Below are 26,884 nucleotides of genomic sequence, written 5' to 3'. Positions count from 1 at the left end.
CGTGACAGTGGTCCGTTCCCTACCCGCACCGCCCCCGCCGACGACCAACGACGGTGGCCGGACCAGGACACCTATCAGCCCCACGCCGGGTAGATCGGCATGCACCTGTGAGGGGTGCGAACAAGGTAAGCCCGAAAGGGGCAACGGCGCCCCTCTGCGGTGATCAGAACCGGTGACCTGGTTGCGGTTCGGTGAACCCCCTGCGGTCCCGCCCGGCCCCCCGGCAGGTCGCCGCCGACGTCGACCTGGTCGACGACAACGGCCGCCCCGCGCTTTCGGCGCACACCCTGCGCCACACCTTCGGCACCTACCTGACCCGCAGCGGAGTGGACGTGGTGACCGTGGCCCAGCTCATGGGCCACAAACGGCTGGAGACCACCCGCCGCTACACCCTGCGCACCCAGGCCGACATGGAAGCCGCGGTCGCGCGCCTTCCCACCGACGAGTGACTCCCCTTTTCAGGGCATTTTGGTGTGTCCTGCGTTTTTCGGAGTCGGTTTTCTGGCCCTGGGATCACGTGACCCTTGAAGGAGAGCATCGTGGGACGTTGTGGATACCCTGCCGAGTTCCGCCGCAAGGTCCTGGACCTGGTCCAGGCCGGACGCAGCATCGCGGACGTGGCACACGATCTGGACATCAGCACCGAGACGGTCTATGCCTGGCGGCGCCAGGACCGCATCGACCAAGGCCTGGCTCCGGGGGGACTTCTCCGCTCTGCCCCGGCACGAGCGCAACCTCGTGCGCCACGCCTTCCTCGCACCGCGCTCGGACACGCGGCTGCACGACCCCGCCGAGGCGGAGGCGTTCGCGCGCGCCGCGGCCGGGCATCTGAGGGCGGCCGCCGCCCGCTACCCCGACGACCCCGAGGTGGCCGCGCTGGTGGGCGACCTCCTCTCCGGCAGCGCGGAGTTCGCCCGGCTCTGGGCCGACCACGAAGTGCGCACCGGTCCCGGCCTGCGCAAGACCCTCCGGCACCCGCTGCTGGGCGCCCTCACCCTCAACTGCGACGTCCTGGACATCGCCGACCGGGACCAGCGGGTCGTGATCTACACGGCCGACCCCGGCTCCCCGGCGGAGGAGGCGCTGCGCCTGCTGTCGGTGGTCGGCACGCAGCGCATGGACGTGCCGGGCTGAGTGGGACCGGGGCGGCTCCGGTGCTTCGGGGACCGGTTCGGACCGGCGGACGCAGCCCCGCCGGCCGGGGCTCCCGGCCCCGGGGTCAGGCGACCGGGGCGGGGGCCTGGGCACCCATCCCCGACAGCAGCGCGTTGACGTCGCGCACGCACCCGCCGCACCCGGTGGTGGCCCGCGTGGTCTCGGCGATGGCCTCGCGGGTGCGCGCCCCGTCCAGCCAGGCCTGCTCGATGTCGGTGCGGGTGACCGCGTTGCAGCGGCACACCGGCGCCTCCGCGACCGCGCCCTGCCCCTCGGGGGCGGCGGTCGGCAGCCCCTGCAGCAGGGCCAGCCGGTCGGCGGGCACCGGGGCGCCGGTGTCGAAGAGCTGGGACAGCGTCGCCGCGGCCTCGGGGAACCCCAGGAGCACCGCGCCCACCACCTTCTCCTCGCACACCGACAGCTTGGCGTAGCGCCCGCCGTAGGGGTCGCTGATGGTGACCGTCTCCAGCCCTTCGGCGTCGTCGGCCTCGTGTACCCTGCCGAACGCGGTCAGCTCGATGCCCTCGGCCTTGAGCCGGGTCAGCGGCCGGGCCCCGGTGTAGAGGGCGTTCGGCGCCGTTCCGGTGAGCCGCCGGGCCAGGACGCCCGCCTGCTCCCAGCCGGGCTGGACCAGGCCCGCGCCGCCGCCCGGGTGCTGGGCGCAGTCGCCGATGGCGTGCACGCGGGCGTCGGAGGTGGACAGGGCGTCGTCCACGAGGATGCCGTGCTCGACCCCGATCCCCGCGTCCGCGGCCAGTTCGGTGTTGCCGCGCACCCCGGCGGTGACCACCAGGGCGTCGCCGGGCAGGATACGACCGTCGTCCAGTTCCAGGCCGGTGCCCGGGATCCACCGGGAGGCCACCCGCCAGGAGTGCACGGCCACGCCCAGGGCGGAGTAGCGGTCGGCCAGGATCCGGGCGGCGGGCTGGTCGATCTGGCGGCGCATGATCCAGGGGGAGGACTCCACCACCGACACCCGGGCGCCGCGTCCCACCAGGCCGCGCGCGGCCTCCAGGCCCAGGACCCCGCCGCCCAGCACCACCACGGGCGCGCCGGGCCGGGCCAGGGCCAGCAGGCGGTGGCAGTCGGCCAGGTCGCGCAGGGCGGTCACCCCCTCCCCCGGCGCCCCGTCCGGCGCGGTCGCCCCGGTGATCGGCGGGAAGGCGGCGCGCGCGCCGGTGGCCAGGACCAGTTCGTCGTAGGCCAGGTGGCTGCCGTCGTCCAGGGCGACGGTGCGCCGCTCGGTGTCCAGGGCGGTGGCCGTGACGCCGGTGCGCACGGTCACCCCCGGGGTGTCGGGGACGGGGAGCCGGATCTGGTCGGCGCTGTAGTCGCCCGCGACGATCCCCGACAGCAGGACCCGGTTGTAGGCGGCGTGGGGCTCGGTGCCGACCACGCTCACGTGGACGCGCTCGCCCTTGGGGTCCAGGCGCGCCACCTCCTCGGCGAAGCGGGCTCCGACCATGCCGTTGCCGACGACCACGATCTGACGCGGGGACGCGCCCTGCACGGTGCTCAACTTCTGCCTCCTGGTGTGGGGTGTGCGTTCCCGGGCTGCGTCGGCCGGGTGGACGGGTGCGGTGCGGGCGGCGGCGCCCGCGGCGGACGGGATCAGGGTTCGGGTTCCAGGCGCACGGCGCTGACCTTGAACTCGGGCATGCGGCTGGTGGGGTCCAGGGCCGGGTTGGTGAGGTTGTTCGCGGCCTGGTCCCCGGCGAAGTGGAAGGGCAGGAACACGGTGTCCAGGCGCGCGGTGGGCGACAGGCGCACCCGGGCGCGGGTGCGGCCGCGCCGGGAGGTGACGCGTGCCCAGTCCCCCGCGGCCAGTCCGGCGCGGGCGGCCGTGTCCGGGTGCACCTCCACGTAGGCCTCCGGTTCGGCCCGCCCCAGTTCGGGGACGCGGCGGGTCTGGGCGCCGGACTGGTAGTGGCCCATGAGCCGCCCCGTCGTGGCGACCAGCGGGTAGTCGGCGTCGGTGGCCTCGGCCGGGGGCCGGTGGGACACCGCGAGGAACCGGGCGCGGCCGTCGGGGTGGGCGAAGGAGTCCAGGAACAGGCGGGGCGTGGGTGCGGCGTCCGCGCGCACCGGCCAGTACAGGGCCTCGCCGGAGTCGAGCCGTGCGGGGGTGACCCCGGAGTAGTCGGCGGCGCCCCCCGCGGAGGCACGGCCCAGCTCGGCCAGGACGGTGTCGGGGTCGGTGGCGAAGCGCTCGGGGGGCTGGCCCAGCCGCACGGCCAGGTCGGAGAGCACCTGAAGGTCGGTGCGCACCCCGGGGGGCGGCTCGGCGGCCCGGTTGCGGCGCAGGACGCGCCCCTCCAGGTTGGTCATGGTCCCCGACTCCTCCGCCCACTGGGCGACGGGCAGGACGACGTCGGACATCGCGGCGGTCTCCGACAGGACGAAGTCGGCGGTGACCAGGAGGTCCAGGGCGGCCAGGCGGGAGCGCACGCGGCCGCTGTCGGGGGCGGAGACCGCCGGGTTGGAGCCGAACAGCAGCATGGCGCGCGGCCCGTCGGCGGTGCCCAGGGCGTCCAGGAGCTCGAAGGCGGAGCGGCCCGGTCCGGGCAGGGTGTCGGGGTCCACGCCCCACACCCCGGCGACGTGCGCGCGGGCGGCGGGGTCGTCGATCCGGCGGTAGCCGGGGAGCTGGTCGGCCTTCTGGCCGTGCTCGCGCCCGCCCTGGCCGTTGCCCTGCCCGGTGATGCACCCGTAGCCGGAGCCGGTGCGGCCGGGCAGGCCCAGGGCGAGGGAGAGGTTGATCCACGCCGAGACGGTGTCGGTGCCCTTGGCGTGCTGCTCGGTGCCGCGCCCGGTCAGGACGTAGGCGGAGCGGTTGCGCGCGGCGGCGCCGAGCAGGTCGGCGGCGGCCCGGATGTGCGCGGCGGGCACGCCGGTGACCTGTTCGGTGTGCTCGGGCCACCAGGCGGCGGCGTGCTCCCAGGCGGCCTCGAAGCCGGTGGTGCGGGAGGCGACGAACTCCTCGTCCACCCATCCCCCGACGCGTACGGCGTGGAGCAGGCCCAGGGCCAGGGCGAGGTCGGTGCCGGGGCGGGGAGCCAGGTGCAGGCCGCCTTTGTCGAGGGCGACCTGGGCGGTGGCCGAGCGGCGCGGGTCGACGACCAGGAGGGCGGGCGCGGACAGGTGGCCCATCATCGGCGGCATGGTCTCGGCGGGGTTGGCCCCGGCCAGCAGGACCGCCTCGGCCCCGCCGACGTCGGAGAGGGGGAAGGGCATCCCCCGGTCCAGGCCGAAGGCCCGCATGCCCCCGGCCGCGGCCGAGGACATGCAGAACCGGCCGTTGTAGTCGATCTGGGAGGTGCCCAGGGCCAGGCGTGCGAACTTGCCCAGGGTGTAGGACTTCTCGTTGGTGAGCCCGCCGCTGCCGAACACCGAGACGGTGTCGGGGCCGGACTCGGCGGCCAGGGCCAGCAGGCGCTCGGCCACGTGGTCCAGGGCGGTGTCCCAGTCCGTCTCCACCAGGTCCGAGTCGCGGTCCTTGCGCATCAGGGGCCGGGTGAGGCGGTCGGGGACGGTGAGGACCTCGGCGGAGGTCCACCCCTTGCGGCACAGCCCGCCACGGTTGGTGGGGAAGGGGGCCGGGCGGGCGGCCAGGCGCCCGTCCGGCCCGGGCTCCAGGCGCATGGCGCACTGCAGCGCGCAGTAGGGGCAGTGGGTGGTGGTCATCGCGTGGTGGTCTCCGCCGCGTCGGCCGCCGGTGCGGCGGTTCCGGCGGCCCGGGCGCCCTCGGGGGTGCGGGCGGGCTTGCGCAGGTAGACGGCCCAGGTGACCAGTGCGCACAGCAGGTAGAAGGCGCCGAAGGCCAGGAAGGCGGGCGCGGTCGACCCGGTGGCGGCGAACGACTCGCGGAAGGTCACGTTGATGGCGACCCCGCCCAGTGCGCCGACGGCGCCGATCAGTCCGAGCATGGAGGAGGAGACGCGCTTGGTCCGGGCCAGGGCCTCCTCGCGGGGCTCGCCCTCGGCGATGGCGTCCTCCGCCTTGGCGGCGTAGATGGACGGGATCATCTTGTAGGTGGAGCCGTTGCCCAGGCCGGTCAGGACGAACATGACCGCGAACGCGCCGATGAACAGGCCCAGCTGGGAGGCCTGGACGGCCAGGACGAGCACGGCGGCGCAGGCGGTCATGGCGGCGAAGACCCACAGGGTGACGCGGGCGCCGCCCAGGGAGTCGGCCATGCGTCCGCCGACCGGGCGGATGAGGGAGCCGATGACGGGCCCCAGGACGGCGATCCCGGCGGACTGGACGGGGGCCAGGCCGAACTGGGCCTGGAGCAGGAGCCCGAAGGCGAACCCCGTGCCGATGAACGACCCGAAGGTGCCGATGTAGAGCAGCGACATGATCCAGAAGTGGCGGTCGCGCGTGGCCGAGAGCTGCGCGGGGATGTCGCTGCGCACGTTGACCAGGTTGTTCATGGACCGCCACGCCCACCAGGCGGCGAGGAGGATCAGCGGGGCGTAGAAGAGGGGGACCAGCTGCCCGGCGGAGGTGGTGAACAGGGCGATGACGGCCAGGCCCACGAGCTGGACGGTGGCGACCCCGATGTTGCCGCCGCCGGCGTTCAGGCCCAGCGCCCACCCCTTCTCCCGTTCGGGGAAGTAGGAGTTGATGTTGGCCATGGAGGAGGAGAAGTTGCCGCCGCCCAGGCCGGCGGTGGCAGCCAGGGCCAGCATCAGCCAGAAGGGCGTGTCGGGGTTCTGGACGAGGAAGAACGCCGCGCCCGTGGGGATCAGGAGCAGGGCGGTGGAGACGATGGTCCAGTTGCGGCCGCCGAAGATCGGCACGGCCAGGGTGTAGGGCACGCGCAGGATCGCGCCGACCAGGGTGACCGCCGACAGGAGCAGGAACTTCTGCTCGGGTGTGGTGGAGAAGCCGTGTTCGGGGAGCATGAACAGCACGAGGACCGACCAGATGCTCCACACGGAGAACCCGATGTGCTCGGAGGCGATGGAGGCCCACAGGTTGCGGCGGGCCACGGGACGGCCCTCGCTGTTCCAGAACCCCTCGTCCTCGGGGTCCCAGCGGGAGATCCAGCTCTTACCGGTGCGCTGGGCGCGCTGGCCAGACGTCACGACCGGGCCTTCCTTCTCGACGGCTGATGGCGGATTCGACGGATACCGATGAAACCGAAGGTAGGAAGCCCGCGTTGCCTGGACGTGTCGGGCCGTAACACGCGGGAAACAGTCGGCTCACCCGGGCGCCGTGCGGGCGGTGAGGCCGACGTTCTCGCAGGTGGGGGTCGTGGCCTCGGTGCGGGGGTGTGGCAGGGGACACGTCGGGTCGGTCAGTCCTTCTTGTCGTCGCCCCCGGCGTCCGTGTCGCCGTCGGTCTCCTCGCCCTCGTCCCGGTCCTCGTTCTCGGCGCCGTCGTCCTCGGGCTCGTCGCCGCCGCCGGTGAACGAGCCGAGAGCGACGCCGAGGGCCAGGCCGATGCCGATGCCCAGGGCCAGGTTGTCCATGACCAGGCCGAAGGCGGCGCCGAGGGAGAGCCCCAGGGCCAGGCCGATGCCGATGTTGTTCTTCGTGCTCATGCGTTCCTCGTGTCCGGTGGCGGCCGGGGCCGTGTCGTCCGCACACGCCCCGTGATTCCCAGGCGTCACAAAGGTAGCGTGGTCGGCGTTCTCGTCCCACTCGGAGACGAACAGGTGGGTACCCGCCCCGGTCCCCGTCCGGTGGACGGATGTTGCGAGGCGGGCGCGGGGCCGTCCGCCCCCGGGGCAGGGGCGGGCGGGGCCTTCCCGGCGGAGGGCGTCAGTCGAGCGGCGCGACGACGTGTTTGCGGGCGCTGTCGTAGATGATCTGGCTGCGGAAGCTCGTCACCTCCCGCCGCTGGGTGAGCCGGTCGATGAGGAAGCTGTGCAGGGTGTCCAGCGAGGGCACCGACACGTGCACGAGGAAGTCCTGTTCGCCGGCCACCACGTAGACCGCCAGCACCTCGGGCAGGGCGAACATCGCCGCCTTGAACCCCTCGATGACCTGGCGGCTGGGCGGGCGCAGCTGCACCGACACGAACGCCTCCACCGGCCTGTTGAGCGCGGCCGGGTCGATGTCGGCGTGGTAGCCGCGGACGACCCCGCGCCGGTGCAGCAGCCGGACCCGTTCCAGGCAGGTGGAGGGGGCCACGCCGAGTTTCTGGGCGAGGGAGCGGTTGGTCTGCCGCGCATCCTGCTGGAGTTCGCGCACGATCGCCGAATCTAGTTCGTCCATGCCCTCCAGCCTAGAAGCCGTGGCGAATAGTGTTCGGAACCAGTCCCCAACCCGCGTGCTTATGGCTAGTTTCTGGACGGCTGGAACGTCATATGAACGGGGAAATCATGACCATGGACACCAAGCTCGTCGTCATCCTGCGCGAGGACCTGCCTCCCGCGATCGCCGCCAACGCCGGCGTGGTGCTCGGGCTGGCACTGGGCGGACGCCTGGAGAACTCCGTGGCCGCCGACACCAAGGACGCGGACGGCGGGGTGCACGCCGGGCTCAACCCCCACCCGGTGCCGACGCTGGTCGCCTCCGGCGAGCGGCTGCGCGAGATCAAGGCCGGGGCGGACGAACAGGACCTGACCGTGGTGGGGTTCAACGAGGTGGCCCGCCGGTCCCGCGACTACGGCGCGTACATGGACGCGCTCGCCGCCACCCCGGCGAGTGACCTGGAGTACGCGGGCGTGGCGCTCCACGGCCCCCGCACCGTGGTCAACAAGCTCACCCGGCAGCTGCCCCTCATGCGCTGAGGCCGGGGCGCGCACCCGGCGGCCGACCCGCGCCGGGCGGGCCGTGGTGGGACACCCGGCCACTCGTGTGGCACGGTGGCACTGTGAGATCCCTGGTGGAAGTCCTCGACCCCTCCACGGCCCCGCACGCCGACCTGGCAGCGTGGGCCTCGGTCTACGCCGACGGGCAGAGCGAGGTGTCCGGCAGCGCTCCCGAACCGGAGGCCCTGGTGCGGCAGCTGCTCCGGACACCGGCCGGGGAGGCGTGGCGCTGGTCGGCCCGGGCGGCGCCGGGCGATCCGGTCCAGGGGGTGGCGGAACTGCGCCGCCAGCCGCACGACGTGAGGCTCGGCTTCCTGCGCCTCTTCGTCGACCGGGCGGCGCGCCGCCGGGGGCTGGGACGGGCCCTGCGGGAGGCGGCCGCCGCCGAGGCGCGCTCCCTGGGCGTGGTGGGACTCCAGAGCACGGTGCTGGCCGGGCCCCCGGGGGAACCCTTCGCCAACAGCAGCCCCTACCTGCGCACCCTGCTGCGCCTGGAGCTCCAGAGGCAGTACCTGGACGAGGAGACCCTGCGGCGCTGCTGGGGCGTCGCCTCCAGGCCCAGGCCCGGATACCGGCTCACCCACTGGCTGGACGAGGCCCCCGACGCCCTGGCGGCGTCCTTCGGTCGGGTGCTGGACCACGTGCTCGACTCCCCCGGGGCGATCCTCCAGACGGGTGCGCGCAGCTGGGGCGCGGACCAGGTGCGCGAGTGGGAGCACCGGATGACCGACGACGGCTCGCGCCTGGTGGTGGGGGCGGCGCTGGACCGCACCACCGACGAGGTGGTCGCCGCCACGGTGAGCACGGTGACGCGGGGCCCGGTGGCCGACCAGCACGACACGGCCGTCCTGCCCGGGCACCGGCGCCGGGGCCTGGCCAGCCGGGTCAAGGCCACCCAGGCACTGCGCGTCCACGACCTGTTCCCGCACGTGGAGGCCATGGCGGTGACCATCAACCGGGAGAACGCCCCGATGCTGGCGGTCAACCGCTCCCTGGGCTACCAGAGGGTCAGCGAGCGGCTGCTCGTGGAGGAGTCGCTGGTCCACGAGGGGTGAGGAGCGGTCGCGGCGCGGCCGGGTTCCGACGGCGCGGTGTTCTGGCGGCGCGGTGTTCCGGCGGCTCAGTCGCGGTAGCGCGCCGTGAGCGCCTCCAGCTCCTCCAGGGAGGCCACGCGTTCGACCTCGGCCCCGGTGAGCTGGTCGATCATGTGCCGGTAGCCGTGAGCCTGCTCCCTGGTGGGCAGGCCCCCCGTGTGGAGCAGGGGCAGACCCAGCTCCATGCCGCACACCGCCCGCGGCTGCACCCGGTGGGGGCGGCTCGCCACCGACCAGGCCACCCGGACGGCGTGCTCGTTGCCCGGCGGGACCCCGGGGCGGTCGACCTCGCGGGCCGCGTAGCGGAACCCGTCGGCCAGGTCGCAGGGGGCGCAGCCGCGCTCGCCCGACCCCAGGCTCTCGCCGCAGTCCTCGCAGGTCAGACGGTCGAGCGCGGCGTCGACCACGCGCCACTCGAACTGGTCGGGGCCCTCGGCCACCAGCCGGGCCAGGTCCTGTTCCTCCGAACTGCCCGGCTCGGCGCCCCAGACCGCGCACACCCGGGACCAGGCCCTGTCGACCTCCGCGCCGATCAGCTCCATGGCCTCGGCCAGTTCCCGGCTGCGCCACCGCCGGCGCGTGCTCCCCATACGGGCACGCTAACCCGGACCCCTTCGGGGCGCGAGGGGATTTCCGCCCTCGCCCGGGGAACCGTGCGGGATGCTGGACTCTCCTATCCGCAGGGGTTTCCCGCCCCTGTCACGTGAAAGGCGGCGCACAGTGGAGTTCGACCCGGCGATGTTGGCCGACGAGGGGTCCAAGGTCCTCGTGCAGGAGATGACCCGGACCGGCTGGGAGCTGGTGAAGGGCGGTTTCGCCCGGGTGTTCGGCCGCGGCGAGGCCGACGAGGCGACCCTCGCCGAGCTGGAGACTTCGCGCGAGGAGGTCCTGGAGGAGGACGAGGAGCTGACCGAGAGCGTGCGGGGGATGTGGAAGGTGCGGCTGCGCCAGCGCCTGAAGAACGATCCCGAGGCCGTCGCGGAGCTGCGTGCCCTCCTGGACGAGATCGCGCCCGAGCCGGAGATCCGGGGCGGTGTCACCAACATCCACCACGGCGACGTCCGGGATCAGGGCATCCTCATCCAGGCCGGGAGCATCGAGGGGGGCGTCCACCGCCACACCTACCAGGGCGACCACGTCGACATGCGCGGCGCGAAGGCCGGCGGCGACGTCATCGGGACCCAGTACAACGACGGAAACCGCCGCCGGAAGAGCTGACCACGTGGGCCAGAAGAAGAAAAAATCCCCCAAGAAGTCCGGCTCGCGCGTCGACATGCGCGAGCCGGTGTCCCGGCGGGACGCCATCGGGGTGCCTACGAGGCGGGGGTCCACGCGACGCTGAGCAGCGGTTCGTTCAGCGTTTATCGGATGGAGGACCCCTATCCCGAAGTCGGCTACGTGGAGACTCCCAAAGGCGCCCTCTACGTCGAGAGCCCGGAATCCGAATCTATGATGCAAATGTACGATCGGCTGTGGGACTCCTCCCTTCCGCCCGAGGCATCGGTCGAGTTCATCACGACCCTCAGCGAGGAACTCCAGTGACCGAGCGGACTCCGCAGGCAGCCACTCCCCAGGAACTGAAGGATGCTGCGTGGCACATCAGCAGCTTCAGTGCCGACCGAGGCGGAAGCTGTGTCGAGGTCGGTCCGCTGAACGACGGGACGGGCCGGGTCGCGGTCCGCCACAGCCACTTCCCCGACGGTGCGACGATCCTCTACACCCGCCAGGAGTGGGAGGCCTTCACCCAGGGAGTCCGCGCCGGAGAGTTCGACTTCCCTGCCTAGGTCTGGGAAGCCGGGCCGGGCCCGCAGCCCCGAGACCCCTCAGACCTCGTGGCCGTCGAGGGAGCAGGCGTACAGGTACAGGAGCGCGTTCATGGACGTGCCGCCGACCAGCTTGCGCTCCCGGACGAGTGCGGGGACCCGGTCCAGGGCGACCCACTCGATGCGCTCCGCCTCCCAGGTGTCGGTGGGCTCCCCCACGTGTTCGGCCCCGTCGGCGACGAACACGTGGTGCTCGCTGTCCATCAGCCCGTGGGAGGGCTGGGCGTACACCAGCGGCCGCAGCGGGCCGGGCCGCCACCCCGTCTCCTCCTCGACCTCGCGGGCCGCGGCCGCCTCGGGGGCCTCTCCCTCGTGCAGGCCGCCCATGGGGATCTCGTAGGTCCAGGTGTCGGTGATGAACCGGTGCCGCCACAGGAGCAGCACGTTGCCGTTCCCGTCCCGCACCACCGCCCCGGCCCCGCCCCGGGTGCGGATCAGCCTGTGGCCGAACCGCTTCCCGCCGGGCAGCTCGACGTCGGCGATACGGACGTCGAGCCACGGGTCGGTGTAGAGGGGCTTCTCCGAGTGGACGGTCCAGCGCACGAGTGCTCTCCCGGTGAACGAGGGTGGTGGCCGCCGACGGCGACGCCGTGGGTGTACCCCTGCGGGATGCTCCCCACCCGGGCCCGGAGGTCACGCGTGACCGACCTCGCGCCCGTCCCTCCGCCTCGGCTCCCCCAGAACCTGGGTGAGAGCGTCCTCCACCCGGGCGAGCAGATCGCGTCCGAACACGCACAGGCTGCCCTCCCACGGATGTCCGAACGTTCCCAGGCGCAGGTCACGGGTCGCATAGATGTAGTAGTCCCCGTCGGGGAGAACCTGCCCTGGAGCTCGGGGCAGGCCGGGACCCTCCACCCGGGCGGGGGCGAACCGGTAGCCCTGGTGGTTCCAGTCCAACCAGTACAGGGGTTCGCCGGGTAGGACGGAGTCCAGAAGGCCGCGCAGCACCGTGTCCTCGATCGCCTCGTCGGGACCGTCCAGGAACCAGGTGGCGGAGTCCGGGGGTTCGACGATGCCCGGGTATCTCTCCACGCTGGGGGCGAAGGAGAAGCGTTCGTCGAAGCGGTCCCACAGGTCGTCGTGCTCCGGATCGGAGAGGAGCATCTGGACGGGGCGCGTGGTGGCGGGGGTGCCAGGCGGAACCCAGTGGTAGGAGCGCACCGTGGTGATCTCGTGGAACCCCGAGCGCCGGAGCACGTCACGGAGCGGGCCGTCCGCCTCGGCGAGCATGAAGCGGGCTCCGGAACTGAACCAGTCCCACCAGCGGGGCCAGGACGGGCCGAGTCGGCGTGCCCACAGGGAGGGGAAGGCCGGGTGCGGCTCACTCATCCCGCCGACGGTCACGAACGGTGTTCCTGTGAGCACCGAGGCCCACCCCACCGCTCGCAACCGGTCCGGGGACCCCTCGTCCACCAGGTGCAGCGTCCGGGCGGCGTGGTCGAACCCGTCCACGCGCGCCTCGGGCAGCGGGGTCCGGTGCGGACCTGAGGCGTCGGCGATCTCGAGGGCCCGGGTCGAGGGGTGGATGCCGGCTTCGATCAGTCGGAAACCCGGCGGGGGGTCGGCCTCCGGTATGTCCTCCACCGGTGCGACCAGCACGGACCGCTCCCATCCGGGGGTGAAACCGGCGCCGGTCAGGGCCTCGGCCAGGCCCGGGCTGTCGTGCGCGTGCACCCGCCACTCGACCGGTTCGACCCGCCTGGCGAACTCCTCCTTCTGGCGCAGGACGAGGCGGGTCAGGTCGGCCCCGGCGGTGTCGCGGTGGTCGACCTGCCCGTGGGTGCCGTAGTGCACGCGCACCAGCGGTCCGTCCTGTGCGACGACCGCCCCGAGCGGCGAGGGCACCGGGACGCGGGCGCGTACCAGGGCGTCGTAGAGGGCCAGGGGGTCGTCGGCGTCCGTTCCCGGTGCCTTGTTCCCGGCGGACCCGTTCAGCGGTGGGTCCCGGCCGTGCCGCCGGAGGGGCCTCCGGACCTCGACGTCCGGGCCCCGTCCACCGCGTGCTGCCGGACGGTTGGGGCAGATTTCCCTGTCGTGCCTGTGGCCATGGGCGGGATCCTACAGTCCTGCCACGACGCGGAGGTCCGCGTCGGTGCGGGATCCGGAGCGGCAGTCGTTCGCGGTCTCAGGCAAGGCCCGCCCAGGGGTCCTCGCGCCGCCACAGGGTGGGGAAGTGCAGGGAGACCCCCTGTTCGGCGGCGAGCCCGCCGAGGACGCGCATGGTGGTGTCCAGGTCGTCCGCGGGGCGCGGTAGCGCTCGCAGGGGCTTGTCGAGCGGGCGGAAGAAGTCGTCCCAGTGGATGAGGACGGCCCGGCGCGCCCCCACCGCCCCGACCGTCTCCCGCCAGTAGGTCCGGATGTAGTCGTCGTCCCGGCTGCCCAGCTGCCCCACGCCGAGGTAGGCCACGTCGGCGGAGTGCCCGGCGAGGGCGCCCGGCACGAACCCGGCGCTCCCCTGGATCAGCGCGGAGGCGCCGCCGGTGTGCCGCAGCAGGAGGGACCACGCCTCGCCGCAGCGGTACGCGGAGACCCGGACCGGGGGTGTGACGGGCGCGTCGATGTCCCCGGGGAAGCGGTCGGGCGGGCAGTGGCGGGACTCGACCGGGGTCAGGGTGAACGAGCCGTACACCAGGGGTTCGCCCGGCACGGCGCGGACGATCCTGTCCTCGGGCAGGCCGCCGCCGCGTCCGATGTTGGCGGTGGACGCGCCGCCGACCAGGCGGGCCCCGGTGCGCAGGGCGACCTCCGCCGAGTCCATGGCGTGGTCGAAGTGGGTGTGCACGGGGAGCAGGGCGTCGAGCGAGGTCACCCCGGTCCGCGCCAGGGCGGCGTCGATCCGTGCGGGGTCGGGGGCGATGCGCCGCAGGCCCACGGCGGTCAGCGAGGGGCGGGAGAAGAACCCGTCGGTCATGACGGCCGAGTCCCTGTCCCGCACGAGGAGCGTGGAGACCCCCAGGAAGGTGACCGAGGGGCCGGGGCCGGCCCCGGCTTCCGGGAGGTCGAAGAGGCCGGTGCGGCGGGAGAGGTCGGGGCGACCGAGACGGACCTTCATGGGGGCGGAGTCTAACCAGGGCCCCTCCGGTCGGAGCGGCGCGGGAAGCCCTCCGGACCGGCGTCGTCACCGAGAAGTGCCGGGGAACCGCCGGTTCACCGGCGGTTCCCCGGCCGGCGGGCACGGGATCCGGCGGCCGGCCCTCCCCCGCGGCCCGCGGAGACGGGTCCGGCCCGGAGGACAATGGGGACGTGCTCATTCGACGACTGCGCCACGCGGCCCTCCTGGAACACGTCAACATCGTCCTGATCGCGGCGGTGGCCCTCGGCGTCCTGGGCATGCCCGCGAGCCCCGCCAACCTGGCCGGGCTCGGCCTGGTCGCGCTGCTGCTCCTGGAGGGCGGGGCCTACTGGTGGCTCAAGGTCCACCAGCTCAGGGTCCGCGCGTCCCGCCCTGCCGGGATCGGCGTCTTCCGGACGCTGGGCCGCCTCAACCTCGCGCTGTTCGCCCTGGGCGGTGCCGTCATCGCCGGAGCCCTGGCCACCGGCGCGTCCGGCGCGCACGTGTGGCCGGGGGCGGCCCTGTGGGGGTTCGCTGTGCTGGAGCACGTCAACTACTTCCACCTCCAGCTCTCCCACCAGTGCCGGGCCGACCTGGTCCGGCTCCGCCGCACCCGGCGCCTGCACCCCTCGCCGCTGGCCCGTGACCTGCGCGGCCACCGCACTCGCACACCCGTCCCCCGGTAGCCGGGGCGACCGCGCGAACGGTGGCCGCAGCCCTGGCGCACCCAGGCCGGGGCGGTCGTCAGGACGGACCGGCCGCTTCACCTCGGCCCTGCCGCCGGTCTTCTCCACGAACGCCTCGACGCCTGCTGGCCCCACTACCTCTCGCTGCCGCGTTCCGACGGCCCTCCTTTACAGTGGGTCTTCGTGCTTTACGGAAGATCTGTGGAAATCGGCGCGCTCGACGAAGTGATCGCCAGGGCCGGCCACGGCCGCGGCGGGGCGCTGGTGCTCCGGGGCGAGGCCGGCGCCGGCAAGACCGCCCTGCTCGACGCAGCGGCCGAGCGGATCGAAGGGATGGGGGTGCTGCGGACCGGCGGCGTCGAGTCCGAGTCCGATCTGGCGTTCGCGGCGCTGCACCAGCTGCTGTGGCCGGTGACCGGATTGCTCGACGCGCTGCCCGGGCCGCAACGCGACGCCGTGCGAGCGGCCTTGGGGCACGACTCCGGCGGCACGGGCGACCGCTTCCTCCTGGGCGCCGGCGTGCTGTCGTTGCTGGTGGAAGCGGCGGGCCCGGAGGGCCTGGTCTGCGTGGTCGACGACTTCCAATGGATCGACCGTGCGTCGGCCGACGCGCTGCTGTTCGCCGCCAGGCGGCTGGGCACCGAACGGATCGCGATGTTGTTCGCCGTCCGCGGTGACGCCCCCGTCAAGGGCGTGCCGTCGACGGTGGACGTGCGCGGCCTGCCCGAGGACGCTGCGGCCGAGCTGCTGGAGTCCCGGCACGGGCTGCCGGCCGCCCCGGTGCGACGGGAACTGATCAAGCTGACCGGCGCGAACCCCCTGGCCCTGGTCGAGATCGCCGCCCGGCTGACGCCCGCGCAGCTCGCCGACCGCGAACCGCTGCCCGACCCGCTGCCCGGCGGCGCCCGGCTCTACGGCGACCGGGTGGCCGGGTTGTCCTCCCCCGCCCGGCTGGTCGCCCTGCTCGCCGCAGTCGAGACCGACCTCGAGGTGGTCCTGCGTGCCGCCGAGCGGCTGGCGTCGGGGCCGGAGGCGGTGGCGGTCGCCTTCGCCGAGCTGGAGGAGTGCGGGCTGGCCGGGGTGTCGGGCACCGGCGTGCGCTTCCGCCACCCGCTCATGCGATCCGCGGTCCACGAGGCGGCCGCCCCGGCCGAGGTCCGCCGCGTGCACGCCGCCCTGGCGGAGCTGACCGCGGGCGACCGTAGGGCCTGGCACCTGGCCGGAGCCGCTCTGGGCCAGGCCGAGCCGGTCGCCGTCGCGCTGGCGGAGGTCGCCGGGCGGGCTCGCGACCGTGGCGGGTACGCCGCCGCCGCCACCGCCCTGACCAGGGCCGCCGAGCTGACCCCCGAACCACGCGCCCGCGCCGCCCGGCTCAAGGACGCCGCCGTTTCGGCCTGGCTCGCCGGTCGGCCGGGACAGGCCGAGTCGCTGCTGGCAGAGGCACGAGAAGGGGCCGGCGGCGACAGCACGCTCGCGATGGAGATCACCCGGCTCCGCGGTCGGTTCGAGCTGAACTCGGGCAACGCCGCCGAGGCCGTGCGGATCCTGGCGGCGGGCGACAGCCTGGACATGCTGGCCGACGCCGTGGAAGCGGCCTCCCACGTCGGCGACACGGCCGCCGTCGTCGAGCTCGGCCGACGGGTGACGGCGCACCCCGAGGGGTTCCTGCGGGACACGGTGGCCGGTATCGGGCTGACCCTGGACGGCGACGCCGCCGGACCGGGACTGCTGCGGCGGGCACTGGCGCGGGCCGACGAGCTGGACGACGCGGTGGGCTGCCTCTGGGCGACGGCCGCGGCCAGCGCTCTGGGAGAGTCGGACCTGGCGACCGGGATGGCCGAGCGGGCCGGGCGAGTGGCCAGGGTGTCGGGAATGGCCGGACAACTTCCCGTCGTGCTGGGGTTCGTGGCGACCGCCGACCGCCTCGCGGGGCGGCTCGCGCACAGCCGGGCCGTCTCCGAGGAGGGCCTGGCGCTGGCGCGGGAGGCAGGGTACGAGAACACGGTGGCCGCGCACCTGGCCAATCTGGCGGTGCTGGCGGCTCTGCGCGGCGAGGAGGAATCCTGCGAACGGCAGGCCCGTGAGGCGCTGGCCATCGCCCTGCCGCACCGGGTGGGGCTGAGCGCGGGGGTGGCCTCCTACGCGCAGGCGATGCTCGAGTTGTGCCTGGGCCGCTACGCGTCGGCGCGCGACCGCTTCCGGGTCCTCGCGGTGGCGGGGCCGGGCGCGGGACATCCGACCGTGGCCTGGCGGACCATGCCTGACCTGATCGAGGCCGCGGTGGGCGCGGGCGACGAGACCGGTGCCCGCGCCGCGCTCTCGGCCTACGAGCGGTCGACCGAGCACGCCGTGACGCCGGAGTCGCGCGCGCTGCTGGCCCGCTGCCGGGGTTTGGCCGAAGCGGACGAGGAGGCTTTCGGGGAGGCGCTGCGGCTGCACACCAACCCGTTCGAGGCGGCCAGGACGGCGCTGCTGCTGGGCGAGCGCCTGCGCCGCGCGCAGCAGCCGGGCCGGGCGCGAGCGCACCTGCGGACGGCGTGGGAGGTGTTCGAGCAGGCCGGCGCCCGGCCATGGGCGCGGCGCGCACAGGAGGAGCTGCGGGCGGCGGGCGAGTACGGCAGCGCCCCGTCCCCCGGCGTGCTCGACGCGCTGACCCCGCAGGAACTGCGCATCGCGGGCCTGGTCGCCGACGGGTTGTCGAGCAAGCAGATCGCCGCCCGGCTCTTCCTGAGTCCTCGTACGGTCGAGTACCACCTGTACAAGACCTATCCGAAGCTGGGCATCGGCTCCCGTACGGATCTGGCGCGGCTGGTAGTTCTACGGAAGGCCCCCGTGGCCGGGGACGACATGCTGTGAGGCATGCAGAACGTGGCCATCTGGAGTGAGGGGTTCGGCGCCGAGACGGACGCGCCGATCCTGTTGATCATGGGTTCGATGTCGCAGGGCATCCTGTGGCCGGACGAGTTCGTCGGCCGCCTGGCCGCCGGAGGCCGCCGGGTGATCCGGTACGACCACCGTGACACCGGTATGTCGGGCACCGTCGACTTTGCGACCGCGCCGTACACCTGGAACGACATCAAGAACGACGTCTACCGCGTGCTGGCGGCCCACGGCCTGGAGAGTGCCCACCTGGTGGGCCATTCGGCGGGCGGGCTGCTCAGTCAGCTCATCGCCGTGGAGGCGCCGGAGCGGGTGCGGTCGCTGACCGTCATCGCCTCCTCGCCGCTCGGCGGCGGCGAGAGCCAGGTGCTCGTGCGGGCGCTGACCGGTCAGCCGCAGTCCGAGGGCAGCCTGCCGGCGCCGGAGCCGGAGTTCGTGGAATTCTTCCGCACGCTGATGGCCTCCCCGCCCGCCCAGGACCGCCGCACCCTGATCGACGGCATGATCGCCGAGCAGCGCGTGCTGCACGGCACCGGACTGCCGTTCGACGAGGACGCGGCGCGCCGGCTTCAGGAACGCGTCTACGACCGGGCGCGCGACCTGTCGGCGGCGGCCAACCACCGGCTGGCCGCGGGGGCCGGCCCCGACTTCGAGCCGGTGGACGCGCTGCACCGGGTGCAGGCGCCCACGCTGGTCGTCGAGGGCAGCCACGAGCCGGTCAAACCGGGTCACGGCGCGTTCATCGCCGAGCAGATCCCGGGGGCCCGGCTGATGACCGTGGCGGGCATGGGGCACACGCTGCCACTGGAGACCCACCAGGAACTGGCCGACGCGATCCTCACGCACACGGCCGAGTGAGGAAGTCTGTTGCAGAACCCCTGCGTCCCCGCCATCGAGGTGGCGGACCTGACTCAGCGCTTCAGCACCGCGCTCGCCGTCGACCGGCTCAGCCTGAGCATCCCGCCGGGGATGTTCTACGGCATCGTGGGGCCAAACGGCGCCGGTAAGACCACCATCCTGACGGCTGTGTGCGGGCTGCGCCGTCCGACCGCAGGCACGGTCAGGGTCGCCGGTCATGATCTGCGCACCGCGAGGGAGGCCGCGCTCGCGCAGCTCGGCGTCATGATGGACGGGTTGTCCTTGCCCGAGCGACTGACCGCCGCCGAGATCCTGCGCTACAGCGCGGGGCTGCGCGGCCTGGACGACGGCTGGCGGGCGCGGGCGGGCGACCTGCTGGAGATCCTCGGACTCGACGCGGTTCCACGCACGCTGATCGTGGAGTACTCCACAGGTATGCGCAAGAAGATCGGTCTTGCTCTGGCACTGCTGCACCGGCCCCGGGTACTCGTACTGGACGAGCCGTTCGAGGCGATCGACCCGGTCTCTGCCCGCTCCATCGAGCATGTGCTCAAGCAGTACGTCGACGCCGGCGGCACGGTGGTCCTGTCGAGCCACATCATGGACTTCGTCGAGCGCAATTGCCGGCGGGTCGCGGTGGTGGTCGGTGGCCGGGTGCTGGTCGAGGGGCCGGTGGAGCGAGTGGCCGGGGACTCGACGCTGAACGAGCGGTTCGTCGAGCTGGTGGGCGCAGATCCGGTGCGCCCGCTGGAATGGCTGTCATGACGCGCGCCTTGTTCGCGCTCAAGCTGCGCCTGTTCCGCAACGGCCCGCACGACGAGCGCGTTTTCAGCCTGGTCACCGGACTGATTCTGGCCGCCCTGGTGATCGCGGGCGCGTCCTCGGCCACCCATGGCGTGATCCACGAGGGCTGGATCGCCGTGGCGCTCACGGTGTGGGGCGGCATGTGGCTGTTCGGGCCGCTGGCCCAGCCCCGCCATGAGCCGTCGGTCATCTCCCACGAGTGGTTGCGCGGATATCCGCTCCGGCCGTGGCGGCTGGCACGTGCACTGTCGTGGACAGAACTGCTGGGCGTCGGCCCGCTGGTCACGCTGGCGTGCCTGTCGTCGCTGGTGGTGCTGGCCGCGCCGGGCGGCGCGGCGGCGGTGGTGGTCGCCGTGGCTGCGGTGGCCGCTCAGCTGTACCTGCTCGTCTGGGCGGGCAGGACGGTGGCGGCACTGGCCGCCTGGCTGCTGCGGACCCGGGTCGGGATGACGCTGGCCGCCGTGCAGACCGCGCTCATGCTCGCGCTGTCGTTCGCCGGATGGGTGCCGGTCGCGGCCTGGCTGCTGCCGCGTCTCGGCGAGGGGGACACAACTCTGGTCGCCCCCGCGACCGAGCGACTGCCCGGGCCGATGATCGACGTGCTCGCCGCAGCGCCCACCGGCTGGGGGTACAGCGCGGCGCTCGCCGCCCGCGACGGCGCCGGGACGGGACCGGTCCTGCTGCCTCTGGCGGCACTGCTGACCGTGGGTGCCCTGTTGCAGCTGTGTTGGATCGCGCTGACGGTACGCGCCCTGCGCCGGCCGCCTCGCCCGGCGAGTCCGCGGCGGCTCTGCGTACCGGGACGCGACCTGTCCTTGCCGTTCGTGACGCCGGAGGTGGCCGCGGTCGCCTCACGAGAGCTGGTCACCTGGCTGCGCGACCCGGCGCGCGGCGTCGAGCTGCGCAGCGCCTGGCTGACACCGCTGCTGATGGCGCTCGTCATCGCCTCCTCCGGCTGGAGCTGGGCACTGCCCCTGGCAGGCCCGGCGGTAGCCGTGTTCGGTGCGATGGTCGCGATCAACACCTACGCCCTGGACGGCACGGCGCTGTGGCAGCTCCTCACCACACCGGGTGCCCTCAAGGCCGACGTTCACGGGCGGATGGCAGCGTGGGCACTGGTATTCGGCCTGCCGTCCGTCGCCCTGGCGGCCGTGTTGTGGGCCGTGACCGGCTCTCCCCTGGGTGGCGCCGCCTTCGGCGGCGCCATCACCGCGGCTGCGGTGGGCTGCGCCGGGGCACCGCTGCTCGCCCTCCTGATGCCGGCCGTGGGAACCGACGCCCGCGATCGCATCCACCCGGGACAGCAGGCGGGCGATCCGAGGGGTGGACAGATGACGATCTTCCCCGTGGTCCTGCTGGCCGCCGTCCTGCCCGGCGTCGTCGGCGGTCCGTGGTGGGGAAGCTTCCTCGCCGCGGTTCTCGTGGCCGTCGCCGTGGGCGTGATACCCCTGCTCACCGTTGGCCTGCTCCAGCAGCGCGGTACCGGCCTGCTGGAGGCGATGGCCACCCGCGGCACCGCGGTTCTGCGCGCGGCCGCCCGGACGAAGAGCTGACCGGCCCGCGCCGCCGACGCGGTCGCCCTCGCTGTTCGTGTGTCGTCGACGAACGCGTCACCAGCCGCGTACGGGAGGTGGGAAGACCGGGACGGGCCTGCAGGGGCGGAATCCGACCGGCCGACCGGGGGCACTCGGCGGACCGCCTTCGGACGACCGGGCCCGGGGGCCGCACCGGACTGTGCGGCCTCCGGACGGTTCCCCGGCGTGTTCAGCCCCCGTCCGCACCGCGGCGGGCGGCGTTGGCGGCGAAGGCGTCGCGCAGGTAGACGCTCAGCCCCTGGCCGTGGGCGTCGACGGTGGCGGTGAACCGCTCGTCGTCCGCGTACAGCTGCCCCAGCCCCCGATGGATCTCGACGGTGCAGTCGTAGAACCAGCGGGTGATGTGGTCGCGGTGCCGCTCGGCCAGGTCGGCGGCGGCCTCGCTGCCGGCGGGCACCCCGTCGTCCATGGCGCGGGCCAGGGCCCGGTAGATCTCGGCGGCCTCGGCCTGGCTCCGCAGCCAGTCGTCCCTGGTGTAGCGGCCGACGTCGCGCACGGACCGGTCGAACGCCTCGGGGTTGCGGGCGCCCCAGCGTTCGCGGGCCTCCTCGGCACGGGCGTCGACGTCGAAGTCCCCGAAGAGTTCGAGGCGTTCGCCGGGGGTGAGATCGAGTTGCATGGTGTCGGCCTCCATCAGGCGTTCCAGCGCCCGCGCCATGGTGCGCAGGCGGTCGATGCGCTCGGTCACCAGCGCGTGCTGTCGGACCAGGTGGGCGCGGGTGTCGGCGGAGGGGTCGTCGAGGAGCTCGGCGATCCGCTCCAGACCGAAGCCCAGTTCCCGGTAGGTGAGGATCTGCCGGAGCCGCTCCAGGTCCCGCTCGCTGTAGCTGCGGTAGCCGGACGCGGTGCGTTCGGCGGGGACGAGGAGCCCGATGGTGTCGTAGTGGTGCAGGGTGCGGACGGTCTGCCCGCTGATCCGGGCGGCCTCGCCGACGGTGTGGCCCATGGTGTTTCCTGTTCCGTCGCTGGTGGTGACGTGTCCACGACGTTAGGGGTTGACGCGGCGTGAGGGTCAAGCCCTTTCCCTGGGAGAAGGGGCCCGGGAGGGCGGTCCCGGGCACACGCAGCGCTACTACCCGCCGGTAACCTTGGGGGATGAGCCTTGACGACACCACCGAGGGCTTCCAGTTCGACCGGGACACCCGCGTCGAGAAGCGGAGCGACGGCGAGTTCACCGCCACCCTCACCGACGGGTGGACCACCTTCACCTCGCACCCCAACGGCGGCTACGTCCTGGGCACGGCGCTCAACGCGCTGGCCCAGGGGATGAGCCAGCCCGACCCCCTCGTGGTCTCCGCGTTCTTCCTGCGCCCCGCCGCCCCGGGCGGGGCCGAGGTCCGCACCGAGACCATCCGCGAGGGCCGCCGCACCGCCACCGGCCAGGTCGTTCTGGAGCAGGGCGGCAAGGAGGTCCTGCGCGCCACGGCCACCTACGGCGACCTGACGGCGGAGGGGCGCGTCCTGCACCTGGAGGGGCCGCCGCCGCTCCCCGCGCCGGAGGAGTGCCCGGTGCCCGCGGAGTTCGACGCGCCCGAGGGCCTGACCATCGCCCACAGCGTCGAGTACCGCTACCCCGCGCGCCCCGGATGGCTGGACGGGAAGAAGGACGGGCGCCCGCACGTCGAGTTCTGGATGCGCTTCGCCGACGGGCGTCCCGCCGACGTCCACTCCCTGCCGGCCATGGTGGACTTCGCCGTCCCGGCGGTGCTGGAGATCGGCGAGTTCAGCACCATCACCGTCGAGCTGAGCGTGCACGTGCGCGCCCGCCCCGCCCCCGGCTGGCTCGCCTGCCGGGTGTTCACCAAGCACGTCTCCGGGGGCCTGCACGAGGAGGACATGGAGATCTGGGACAGCGAGGGCGCCCTCGTCGCCCAGGCCCGCCAGCTCGCCATGCTCCTCTGAGGGGTACGGGACCTGCGGGTTCCCACCGGTCAGGGGCCGGCGCCACGAGCCCGGCCCCCGACCACGACCACCGGGTCCGCCGGCGCCCCGCGACGAGGCCGGGGAGGCCGAGCCGTCTGCCCTCGGCGCGGCCGGAGCGGGCCGTCCAAGACCCGTTTTGTGCCTCGTCATGCATTAATTGCATAACGGATAAGCTGTGCGGCATGAGCACGCTTCCCGATCTGGACCTGCGGCTGGTCCGGTACTTCGCGGTCGTCGCCGAGCAGTTGAACTTCGCCCGTGCTGCCGAGGAACTGCGGGTCGCCCAGCCCTCCCTGAGCCGTCAGATCCAGCGGCTGGAGGACGCCCTCGGCGTACGCCTGCTGGAGCGCACCACCCAGGGCAGCCGGCTCACCGCAGCCGGCGCGGCGTTCCTTCCCCAGGCTCAGCAGCTGGTGCACAGCGCCCAGCAGGCGGTGCTCACCGCACGCGCCGCCGCGCCGGAGCGCACCGTCACCATCGGGTACGCCGACGACCTGATCGTCACGCCCGCCGTACGCGACCTGCGCCACCGGCATCCCGACGCCCACGTCCGCACCCGCCACCTCGGCTCGCAGGATGCCGGCGCCCTGCCCGACCGGCAGGTCGACGCCCTGGTCATCCGTACACCTCTGCCGATCCCGGCCGACGGCCTCGACCTGGCGGTCCTCTACGCCGAGCCCCGGGTCCTGCTCGTGCCGGAGTCCCACCGCCTCGCGGGCAAGGAGTCGGTCACCGCCGCCGACATCTCCGCCGAACCACTCGTCGGCTGCACCGGCGCGGGTGCCGACTGGACCGCCTTCTGGCGGCTCGAACCCCGACCGGACAACGAGCCCGCCCCGCTCGGTCCCACCCTCGCCGACACCTACGGCGACAAGCTCGAGGCCGTCGCCGAGGGGAGCGCCGTCGCCGTCGTCCCGGCCGGCGACCTGCGCCACACCCTCCGCCCCGGCCTCGTCGCCGTTCCGGTCGACGAGGCCGAGCCCTGCCAGGTCGTCGTCGCCACCCGAGCCGCGGACACCAGCCTCCTCGTCGCGGAGTTCGTCGAGTCAGCGAAGCGGCTCCTCGTCCGCCCCACCTGACCTTCTGGCCCTGCCGACCTCATAGGCCTCACCGGCCCCGTCCGTCATGCAGCTCCTGCATGAGGGGTTGCGAAACAGGTCTTGGACGGGGCCGCCGACGAACCCGTTGACTGGTCACATGACCGTTGACTACCGCGCACAGACCGTTCTGATCACCGGGGCCAGCTCCGGGATCGGAGCCGCCTTCGCCACAGCCCTCGCCGCACGCGGCTCGAACCTCGTGCTCGTCGCCCGGCGTGCCGAGCGGCTGGCATCGATGGCGGACGAGCTGCGCCGCACCACAGATGCCCGTATCGAGGCGATCCCGGCCGATCTCTCCCACCCGACCGCCGCACACGAACTTCACCGGGCGGTCGCCGATCGGGGCATCCAGGTCACGAGCCTGGTCAACAGTGCCGGGTTCGGCTCGTTCGCCCTGTTCCCCGGTGCGGATCCCGGACAGCTCACCGCCGAGATCGCCGTCCACGCGACGGCGCCGGTGCAGCTGACCGCGGCGTTCCTGCCCCAGATGGTGAACGCCGGCAACGGCTTCGTCATCAACCTCGCCAGCGTTTCCGCCTACCTCCCGTCTCCCCGGATGGCCGTCTACAGCGCCGGCAAGGCATTCGTGCTCAGCTTCACGGAATCACTGTGGACGGAGCTGCGCGGCACCGGCCTCACCGCGTTCGCGGTCTCGCCCGGCGCCACCGCCACCGACTTCACCACCGGGATGGGGCCGGATGCCGAAGTGCTGACCGCCGGGAAGCTGCGCACGCCCGAGGACGTCGTCACCACCGCGCTGCGCCACCTCGAGCGCCGCAGCCCCGGTCCGACCGTCATCGACGGGCGCCTCAACCGGCTCAGCGTCTTCATGAGCCGGTTCATGAGCCGACGCCTGAACGCCCTGATGATGGCGCGCGTCTTCGACCCCGGCCACCGGTCTCCTTCGGGGGACGGACAGGAGGAGCCGGAAAGGGGCGATGGCCGGCTCGGCGTGGGGAACTCCCGGACGCCCGGCACCAGGACGAGCAACCGGTGAGCAGCCGCGCAGAGGTCTGTCGCCCCACCGAGGGCGGGTGCGGCAGCGCGGGCAGGCCGGGGGCTTCACCGCGCCGGGACGGTCCGGCGCCGGGCGCCCGGCCGCCCTTCGGCGGCGCGCCTCCGCACCGCCCCGGCATCCCGTGCGGGGGCGCGGGTTCCGCGGCCCGGAACCGGTCCTGGGAGCGCGACAATGCACCCATAATTGGGCTCCGTGATCATAGACAAGGCGATCTACCACGCCGGTCGGCGGCAGGACATCGACGGCGACATCAGCGACGCCTTCGACGAGGCCCGCCGTGACCAGGACGACTGCTTCGTGTGGATCGGGCTCCACGAGCCCACCCCGGAGGAGTTCGCCCTCATCGAGGAGGAGCTCTCCCTCCACCCCCTGGCGGTCGAGGACGCCCTCACCGCCCACCAGCGTCCCAAGCTGGAGCGCTACGACGACACCGTCTTCGTCGTGGTCAAGACGCTGGCCTACCACGAGGACACCTCCGACGTGGAGGTCGGCGAGGCCATGCTGTTCGTCGGCGCCGACTTCGTCGTCAGCGTCCGGCACGGCACGGGGAACCCCCTGGGCAGGGTCCGCGCACGCCTGGAGGCCGACCCCGAACTGCTGTCGGCGGGACCTGCCGCCGTGCTGTACGGCGTGTGCGACGAGGTCGTCGACCACTACGGCACGGTGGTCCACCAGATCGAGTCCGACATCATCGAACTGGAGCGGGCGGTCTTCCAGCCGCGCGGCGGCGACGTCACCGAGGACATCCACCACCTCAAACGCGAGGTCCTGGAGTTCCGGAGCGCCGAGAGCCCGCTCATCCCGGTCCTGGAGGAGGTCTCCAAGGGGAGGATCCCCCGGTTCGAGGAGACCAAGGAGTACTTCCGCGACGTCCTGGACCACCTGCTGCGGGTGGACGACCAGGTGGACGACCACAACGAACTGCTCACCAGCGCGCTCACCGCGCACCTGGCCCTCCTGGGCAAGCAGCAGAACGAGGACGTCCGCAAGATCTCCTCCTGGGCGGCCGTCATCGCGATCCCCACCATGATCGCGGGGTTCTACGGGATGAACTTCGACCACATGCCCGAGCTGCACTGGCTCTTCGGCTACCCCATCATCATGGGCGTGATGGTCGGGGCCTCGGCGCTGGCGTACCGCCAGCTCCGCAAGAACGGCTGGTTGTAGGGGACGGCGCGCGGCCGGGGCGCGCCTCCGCCGGAGCCGGGCTCCGTCGGGCGTCCCCGGCCGCGCGCGCTTCCGCCGGGGCGAGGGGGCGGTTCCCGCGAGGGCCGCCCGGCCCTGCCCCGTCGGGGCCGGGCCCACCGTGCGGCCGTGCGTTCAGACCACCGCGCGGAAGTGGGTGGTCAGCCGGTGGTCCTCCTCCAGGACGTGGAAGGCCACGCCGGGCGGCTGGTCGCGGTTGAAGGCGGGCTCGCCCTCCCACGGCATGCGCAGGGTCCACGTCACCCCGGGCGCCAGCAGCAGGGGCCGTCCGGCGAAGGTCGTCGCCCCGCCGGTGTGCGCGTGCCCGACCAGGATCCCGGCCACCCGAGGATGGGCGGCCAGGAGCCCGGCGAGGTCGTCGGCGTTGTCCAGGCGCATGGAGTCGGGCAGCGGGTGGTGGACGCGCACCGGCGGGTGGTGCAGGGCCAGCAGCGCGGGGGTGTCGCCGGGCAGCTCGTTCAGCGTGTCGTTGATCCAGACCAGGGTGGCCGCGTCGAGGTGGCCGCCGTCCTCGCCGGGGACCGTGGAGTCGCAGGCCAGCACGGCCGCGCCCGCCACGTGGTGCACCCGGTTGACGGGTTCGCCCGATGCGGGTTCCCCCAGCAGCACCTCGCGGTAGGCCGCACGGTCGTCGTGGTTGCCCGGGCAGCTCAGCACCGGGAAGGGCAGGTCCAGCAGGCCGGCCGCCTCCGCGTACTCCTCGCGTGCGCCGTGGTCGGCGATGTCGCCGCTGACCAGGAGGGCGTCGGGGGCCTGGGAGAGTCCGCGCAGGTAGTCCACCGTCCGGGTGGCGCGCTCGGTGGCGCGGTCGGTCCCGTCCAGGTGCAGGTCACTGATGTGGGCGAGCAGAACCGTCATGGTCGTCCTCTCGCGGGCACGTTCCCGCCCCGCACTTCTAACGGATAAGTTAGCCTTAAGCGTTAGAAC

At 73.4% G+C, this 26,884-nt stretch carries 27 protein-coding genes and 1 pseudogene; 17 read left to right on the top strand and 11 right to left on the bottom strand.

The genetic code is table 11. From position 1 onward, the window contains the following. Positions 1-191 precede the first annotated feature (191 nt). The 3 genes and pseudogenes from ACFQBR_RS05475 (at position 192) to ACFQBR_RS05465 (ending at position 1,134) form a co-directional block, all read left to right on the top strand. Positions 192-449 (top strand): site-specific integrase, encoded by a 258-nt coding sequence (locus ACFQBR_RS05475; RefSeq protein WP_344175900.1) that lies wholly within the window; start codon positions 192-194, stop codon positions 447-449. Positions 450-539: 90 nt separating this feature from the next. Beyond that, a pseudogene (locus ACFQBR_RS05470) lies at positions 540-638 on the top strand (hypothetical protein); the annotation flags it as partial. A 16-nt stretch (positions 639-654) separates the two neighbouring features. Further along, positions 655-1,134, top strand: a complete 480-nt coding sequence (locus ACFQBR_RS05465; protein WP_344175898.1) for an MmyB family transcriptional regulator — start codon at positions 655-657, stop codon at positions 1,132-1,134. Positions 1,135-1,219: 85 nt separating this feature from the next. On the opposite strand, the gene ACFQBR_RS05460 is transcribed toward ACFQBR_RS05465, so the two are convergent. The 5 genes from ACFQBR_RS05460 to ACFQBR_RS05440 form a co-directional block, all read right to left on the bottom strand. Beyond that, on the bottom strand, positions 1,220-2,674 hold the full coding sequence (locus ACFQBR_RS05460; RefSeq protein ID WP_267949984.1) for an FAD-dependent oxidoreductase: 1,455 nt from the start codon (positions 2,672-2,674) through the stop codon (positions 1,220-1,222). A gap of 92 nt (positions 2,675-2,766) precedes the next feature. After that, a complete protein-coding gene (locus ACFQBR_RS05455; RefSeq protein ID WP_344175895.1) occupies positions 2,767-4,839 on the bottom strand; it encodes a molybdopterin oxidoreductase family protein in 2,073 nt (690 codons plus the stop codon). After that, positions 4,836-6,245 carry a nitrate/nitrite transporter gene (locus tag ACFQBR_RS05450; protein ID WP_344175893.1) on the bottom strand — a complete coding sequence of 470 codons (1,410 nt, stop codon included), beginning with the start codon at positions 6,243-6,245 and terminating at the stop codon, positions 4,836-4,838. The genes ACFQBR_RS05455 and ACFQBR_RS05450 overlap by 4 nt, the downstream gene beginning before the upstream one ends. Before the next feature lie 212 nt (positions 6,246-6,457). Then, on the bottom strand, positions 6,458-6,703 hold the full coding sequence (locus ACFQBR_RS05445; RefSeq protein ID WP_267950592.1) for a glycine zipper domain-containing protein: 246 nt from the start codon (positions 6,701-6,703) through the stop codon (positions 6,458-6,460). Between the two features lie 220 nt (positions 6,704-6,923). Further along, entirely contained in the window at positions 6,924-7,379 is a 456-nt protein-coding gene (locus ACFQBR_RS05440) for an Lrp/AsnC family transcriptional regulator (protein WP_267949987.1), read from the bottom strand. Between the two features lie 107 nt (positions 7,380-7,486). Between ACFQBR_RS05440 and ACFQBR_RS05435 the strand changes: the two genes are divergently transcribed. Together ACFQBR_RS05435 and ACFQBR_RS05430 are read left to right on the top strand one after the other, a co-directional pair. After that, positions 7,487-7,897 carry a DUF2000 domain-containing protein gene (locus tag ACFQBR_RS05435; protein WP_267950380.1) on the top strand — a complete coding sequence of 137 codons (411 nt, stop codon included), beginning with the start codon at positions 7,487-7,489 and terminating at the stop codon, positions 7,895-7,897. 83 nt (positions 7,898-7,980) lie between these two features. Next, entirely contained in the window at positions 7,981-8,973 is a 993-nt protein-coding gene (locus ACFQBR_RS05430; RefSeq protein WP_344175891.1) for a GNAT family N-acetyltransferase, read from the top strand. Positions 8,974-9,038: 65 nt separating this feature from the next. Here ACFQBR_RS05430 and ACFQBR_RS05425 read toward each other — a convergent pair whose 3' ends face one another. After that, complete coding sequence (locus tag ACFQBR_RS05425) at positions 9,039-9,602, bottom strand: hypothetical protein (RefSeq protein ID WP_344175890.1); 564 nt, start codon at positions 9,600-9,602, stop codon at positions 9,039-9,041. A 130-nt stretch (positions 9,603-9,732) separates the two neighbouring features. Between ACFQBR_RS05425 and ACFQBR_RS05420 the strand changes: the two genes are divergently transcribed. The 3 genes from ACFQBR_RS05420 to ACFQBR_RS05410 are packed head-to-tail and all read left to right on the top strand — an operon-like array spanning position 9,733 to position 10,796. Further along, positions 9,733-10,230: a hypothetical protein gene (locus tag ACFQBR_RS05420; RefSeq protein ID WP_344175888.1), complete on the top strand. Its 498-nt coding sequence runs from the start codon at positions 9,733-9,735 to the stop codon at positions 10,228-10,230. Between the two features lie 24 nt (positions 10,231-10,254). Then, the gene (locus tag ACFQBR_RS05415) at positions 10,255-10,554 is read left to right on the top strand and encodes a Scr1 family TA system antitoxin-like transcriptional regulator (RefSeq protein ID WP_344175940.1); all 300 of its coding nucleotides are present in this window, start codon (positions 10,255-10,257) and stop codon (positions 10,552-10,554) included. Continuing rightward, on the top strand, positions 10,551-10,796 hold the full coding sequence (locus ACFQBR_RS05410; protein WP_344175886.1) for a DUF397 domain-containing protein: 246 nt from the start codon (positions 10,551-10,553) through the stop codon (positions 10,794-10,796). The genes ACFQBR_RS05415 and ACFQBR_RS05410 overlap by 4 nt, the downstream gene beginning before the upstream one ends. A gap of 39 nt (positions 10,797-10,835) precedes the next feature. Here the strand turns inward: ACFQBR_RS05410 and ACFQBR_RS05405 are convergent, their stop codons facing one another. The 3 genes from ACFQBR_RS05405 to ACFQBR_RS05395 all read right to left on the bottom strand — a co-directional run bounded on the left by ACFQBR_RS05405 (position 10,836) and on the right by ACFQBR_RS05395 (position 13,887). Further along, positions 10,836-11,378, bottom strand: coding sequence for an NUDIX domain-containing protein (locus tag ACFQBR_RS05405; protein ID WP_344175884.1), 543 nt, complete (start codon positions 11,376-11,378; stop codon positions 10,836-10,838). Between the two features lie 90 nt (positions 11,379-11,468). Further along, entirely contained in the window at positions 11,469-12,635 is a 1,167-nt protein-coding gene (locus ACFQBR_RS05400; protein ID WP_378552235.1) for a DUF2716 domain-containing protein, read from the bottom strand. Between the two features lie 325 nt (positions 12,636-12,960). Continuing rightward, positions 12,961-13,887, bottom strand: a complete 927-nt coding sequence (locus ACFQBR_RS05395) for an MBL fold metallo-hydrolase (RefSeq protein WP_344175881.1) — start codon at positions 13,885-13,887, stop codon at positions 12,961-12,963. Positions 13,888-14,078: 191 nt separating this feature from the next. Between ACFQBR_RS05395 and ACFQBR_RS05390 the strand changes: the two genes are divergently transcribed. The 5 genes from ACFQBR_RS05390 (at position 14,079) to ACFQBR_RS05370 (ending at position 20,668) form a co-directional block, all read left to right on the top strand. Beyond that, the gene (locus ACFQBR_RS05390) at positions 14,079-14,573 is read left to right on the top strand and encodes a hypothetical protein (RefSeq protein WP_344175879.1); all 495 of its coding nucleotides are present in this window, start codon (positions 14,079-14,081) and stop codon (positions 14,571-14,573) included. Positions 14,574-14,756: 183 nt separating this feature from the next. After that, positions 14,757-17,429: a helix-turn-helix transcriptional regulator gene (locus tag ACFQBR_RS05385; protein ID WP_344175877.1), complete on the top strand. Its 2,673-nt coding sequence runs from the start codon at positions 14,757-14,759 to the stop codon at positions 17,427-17,429. A gap of 3 nt (positions 17,430-17,432) precedes the next feature. Then, positions 17,433-18,311, top strand: a complete 879-nt coding sequence (locus ACFQBR_RS05380; RefSeq protein ID WP_344175875.1) for an alpha/beta fold hydrolase — start codon at positions 17,433-17,435, stop codon at positions 18,309-18,311. Positions 18,312-18,320: 9 nt separating this feature from the next. Further along, positions 18,321-19,076, top strand: a complete 756-nt coding sequence (locus ACFQBR_RS05375; RefSeq protein WP_344175873.1) for an ABC transporter ATP-binding protein — start codon at positions 18,321-18,323, stop codon at positions 19,074-19,076. Beyond that, positions 19,073-20,668 (top strand): hypothetical protein, encoded by a 1,596-nt coding sequence (locus tag ACFQBR_RS05370; RefSeq protein WP_344175870.1) that lies wholly within the window; start codon positions 19,073-19,075, stop codon positions 20,666-20,668. The genes ACFQBR_RS05375 and ACFQBR_RS05370 overlap by 4 nt, the downstream gene beginning before the upstream one ends. A gap of 211 nt (positions 20,669-20,879) precedes the next feature. On the opposite strand, the gene ACFQBR_RS05365 is transcribed toward ACFQBR_RS05370, so the two are convergent. Next, positions 20,880-21,656 carry a MerR family transcriptional regulator gene (locus ACFQBR_RS05365; RefSeq protein ID WP_344175868.1) on the bottom strand — a complete coding sequence of 259 codons (777 nt, stop codon included), beginning with the start codon at positions 21,654-21,656 and terminating at the stop codon, positions 20,880-20,882. Positions 21,657-21,805: 149 nt separating this feature from the next. On the opposite strand from ACFQBR_RS05365, the gene ACFQBR_RS05360 reads away from it, so the two are divergent. From ACFQBR_RS05360 to corA, 4 genes are all read left to right on the top strand, one after another. After that, positions 21,806-22,612, top strand: coding sequence for a thioesterase family protein (locus tag ACFQBR_RS05360; protein ID WP_344175866.1), 807 nt, complete (start codon positions 21,806-21,808; stop codon positions 22,610-22,612). A 203-nt stretch (positions 22,613-22,815) separates the two neighbouring features. Then, complete coding sequence (locus tag ACFQBR_RS05355; protein ID WP_344175864.1) at positions 22,816-23,712, top strand: LysR family transcriptional regulator; 897 nt, start codon at positions 22,816-22,818, stop codon at positions 23,710-23,712. Positions 23,713-23,830: 118 nt separating this feature from the next. Next, complete coding sequence (locus tag ACFQBR_RS05350; RefSeq protein WP_344175861.1) at positions 23,831-24,730, top strand: SDR family NAD(P)-dependent oxidoreductase; 900 nt, start codon at positions 23,831-23,833, stop codon at positions 24,728-24,730. Positions 24,731-24,943: 213 nt separating this feature from the next. After that, positions 24,944-25,918, top strand: coding sequence for a magnesium/cobalt transporter CorA (gene corA / locus ACFQBR_RS05345; RefSeq protein WP_330157894.1), 975 nt, complete (start codon positions 24,944-24,946; stop codon positions 25,916-25,918). A gap of 153 nt (positions 25,919-26,071) precedes the next feature. Here corA and ACFQBR_RS05340 read toward each other — a convergent pair whose 3' ends face one another. Next, positions 26,072-26,815 carry a metallophosphoesterase gene (locus ACFQBR_RS05340; protein ID WP_267950006.1) on the bottom strand — a complete coding sequence of 248 codons (744 nt, stop codon included), beginning with the start codon at positions 26,813-26,815 and terminating at the stop codon, positions 26,072-26,074. Between the last annotated feature and the right edge of the window lie 69 nt (positions 26,816-26,884).

The organism is Nocardiopsis tropica (assembly GCF_042660575.1).
Lineage (GTDB): Bacteria > Actinomycetota > Actinomycetes > Streptosporangiales > Streptosporangiaceae > Nocardiopsis > Nocardiopsis tropica.
This window is presented reverse-complemented; position numbering and strand designations above follow the sequence as displayed.

Excerpts from the sequence above, each read along its gene's own strand:
- ACFQBR_RS05340 (WP_267950006.1), bottom strand. The coding sequence starts at position 26,815 with ATGACGGTTCTGCTCGCCCACATCAGTGACCTGCACCTGGACGGGACC.
- ACFQBR_RS05365 (WP_344175868.1), bottom strand. The coding sequence starts at position 21,656 with ATGGGCCACACCGTCGGCGAGGCCGCCCGGATCAGCGGGCAGACCGTC.
- ACFQBR_RS05380 (WP_344175875.1), top strand. The coding sequence starts at position 17,433 with ATGCAGAACGTGGCCATCTGGAGTGAGGGGTTCGGCGCCGAGACGGAC.
- ACFQBR_RS05465 (WP_344175898.1), top strand. The coding sequence starts at position 655 with ATGCCTGGCGGCGCCAGGACCGCATCGACCAAGGCCTGGCTCCGGGGG.
- ACFQBR_RS05370 (WP_344175870.1), top strand. The coding sequence starts at position 19,073 with ATGACGCGCGCCTTGTTCGCGCTCAAGCTGCGCCTGTTCCGCAACGGC.
- ACFQBR_RS05395 (WP_344175881.1), bottom strand. The coding sequence starts at position 13,887 with ATGAAGGTCCGTCTCGGTCGCCCCGACCTCTCCCGCCGCACCGGCCTC.
- ACFQBR_RS05435 (WP_267950380.1), top strand. The coding sequence starts at position 7,487 with ATGACCATGGACACCAAGCTCGTCGTCATCCTGCGCGAGGACCTGCCT.
- ACFQBR_RS05445 (WP_267950592.1), bottom strand. The coding sequence starts at position 6,703 with ATGAGCACGAAGAACAACATCGGCATCGGCCTGGCCCTGGGGCTCTCC.
- ACFQBR_RS05455 (WP_344175895.1), bottom strand. The coding sequence starts at position 4,839 with ATGACCACCACCCACTGCCCCTACTGCGCGCTGCAGTGCGCCATGCGC.
- ACFQBR_RS05425 (WP_344175890.1), bottom strand. The coding sequence starts at position 9,602 with ATGGGGAGCACGCGCCGGCGGTGGCGCAGCCGGGAACTGGCCGAGGCC.
- ACFQBR_RS05360 (WP_344175866.1), top strand. The coding sequence starts at position 21,806 with ATGAGCCTTGACGACACCACCGAGGGCTTCCAGTTCGACCGGGACACC.
- ACFQBR_RS05440 (WP_267949987.1), bottom strand. The coding sequence starts at position 7,379 with ATGGACGAACTAGATTCGGCGATCGTGCGCGAACTCCAGCAGGATGCG.
- ACFQBR_RS05350 (WP_344175861.1), top strand. The coding sequence starts at position 23,831 with ATGACCGTTGACTACCGCGCACAGACCGTTCTGATCACCGGGGCCAGC.
- ACFQBR_RS05355 (WP_344175864.1), top strand. The coding sequence starts at position 22,816 with ATGAGCACGCTTCCCGATCTGGACCTGCGGCTGGTCCGGTACTTCGCG.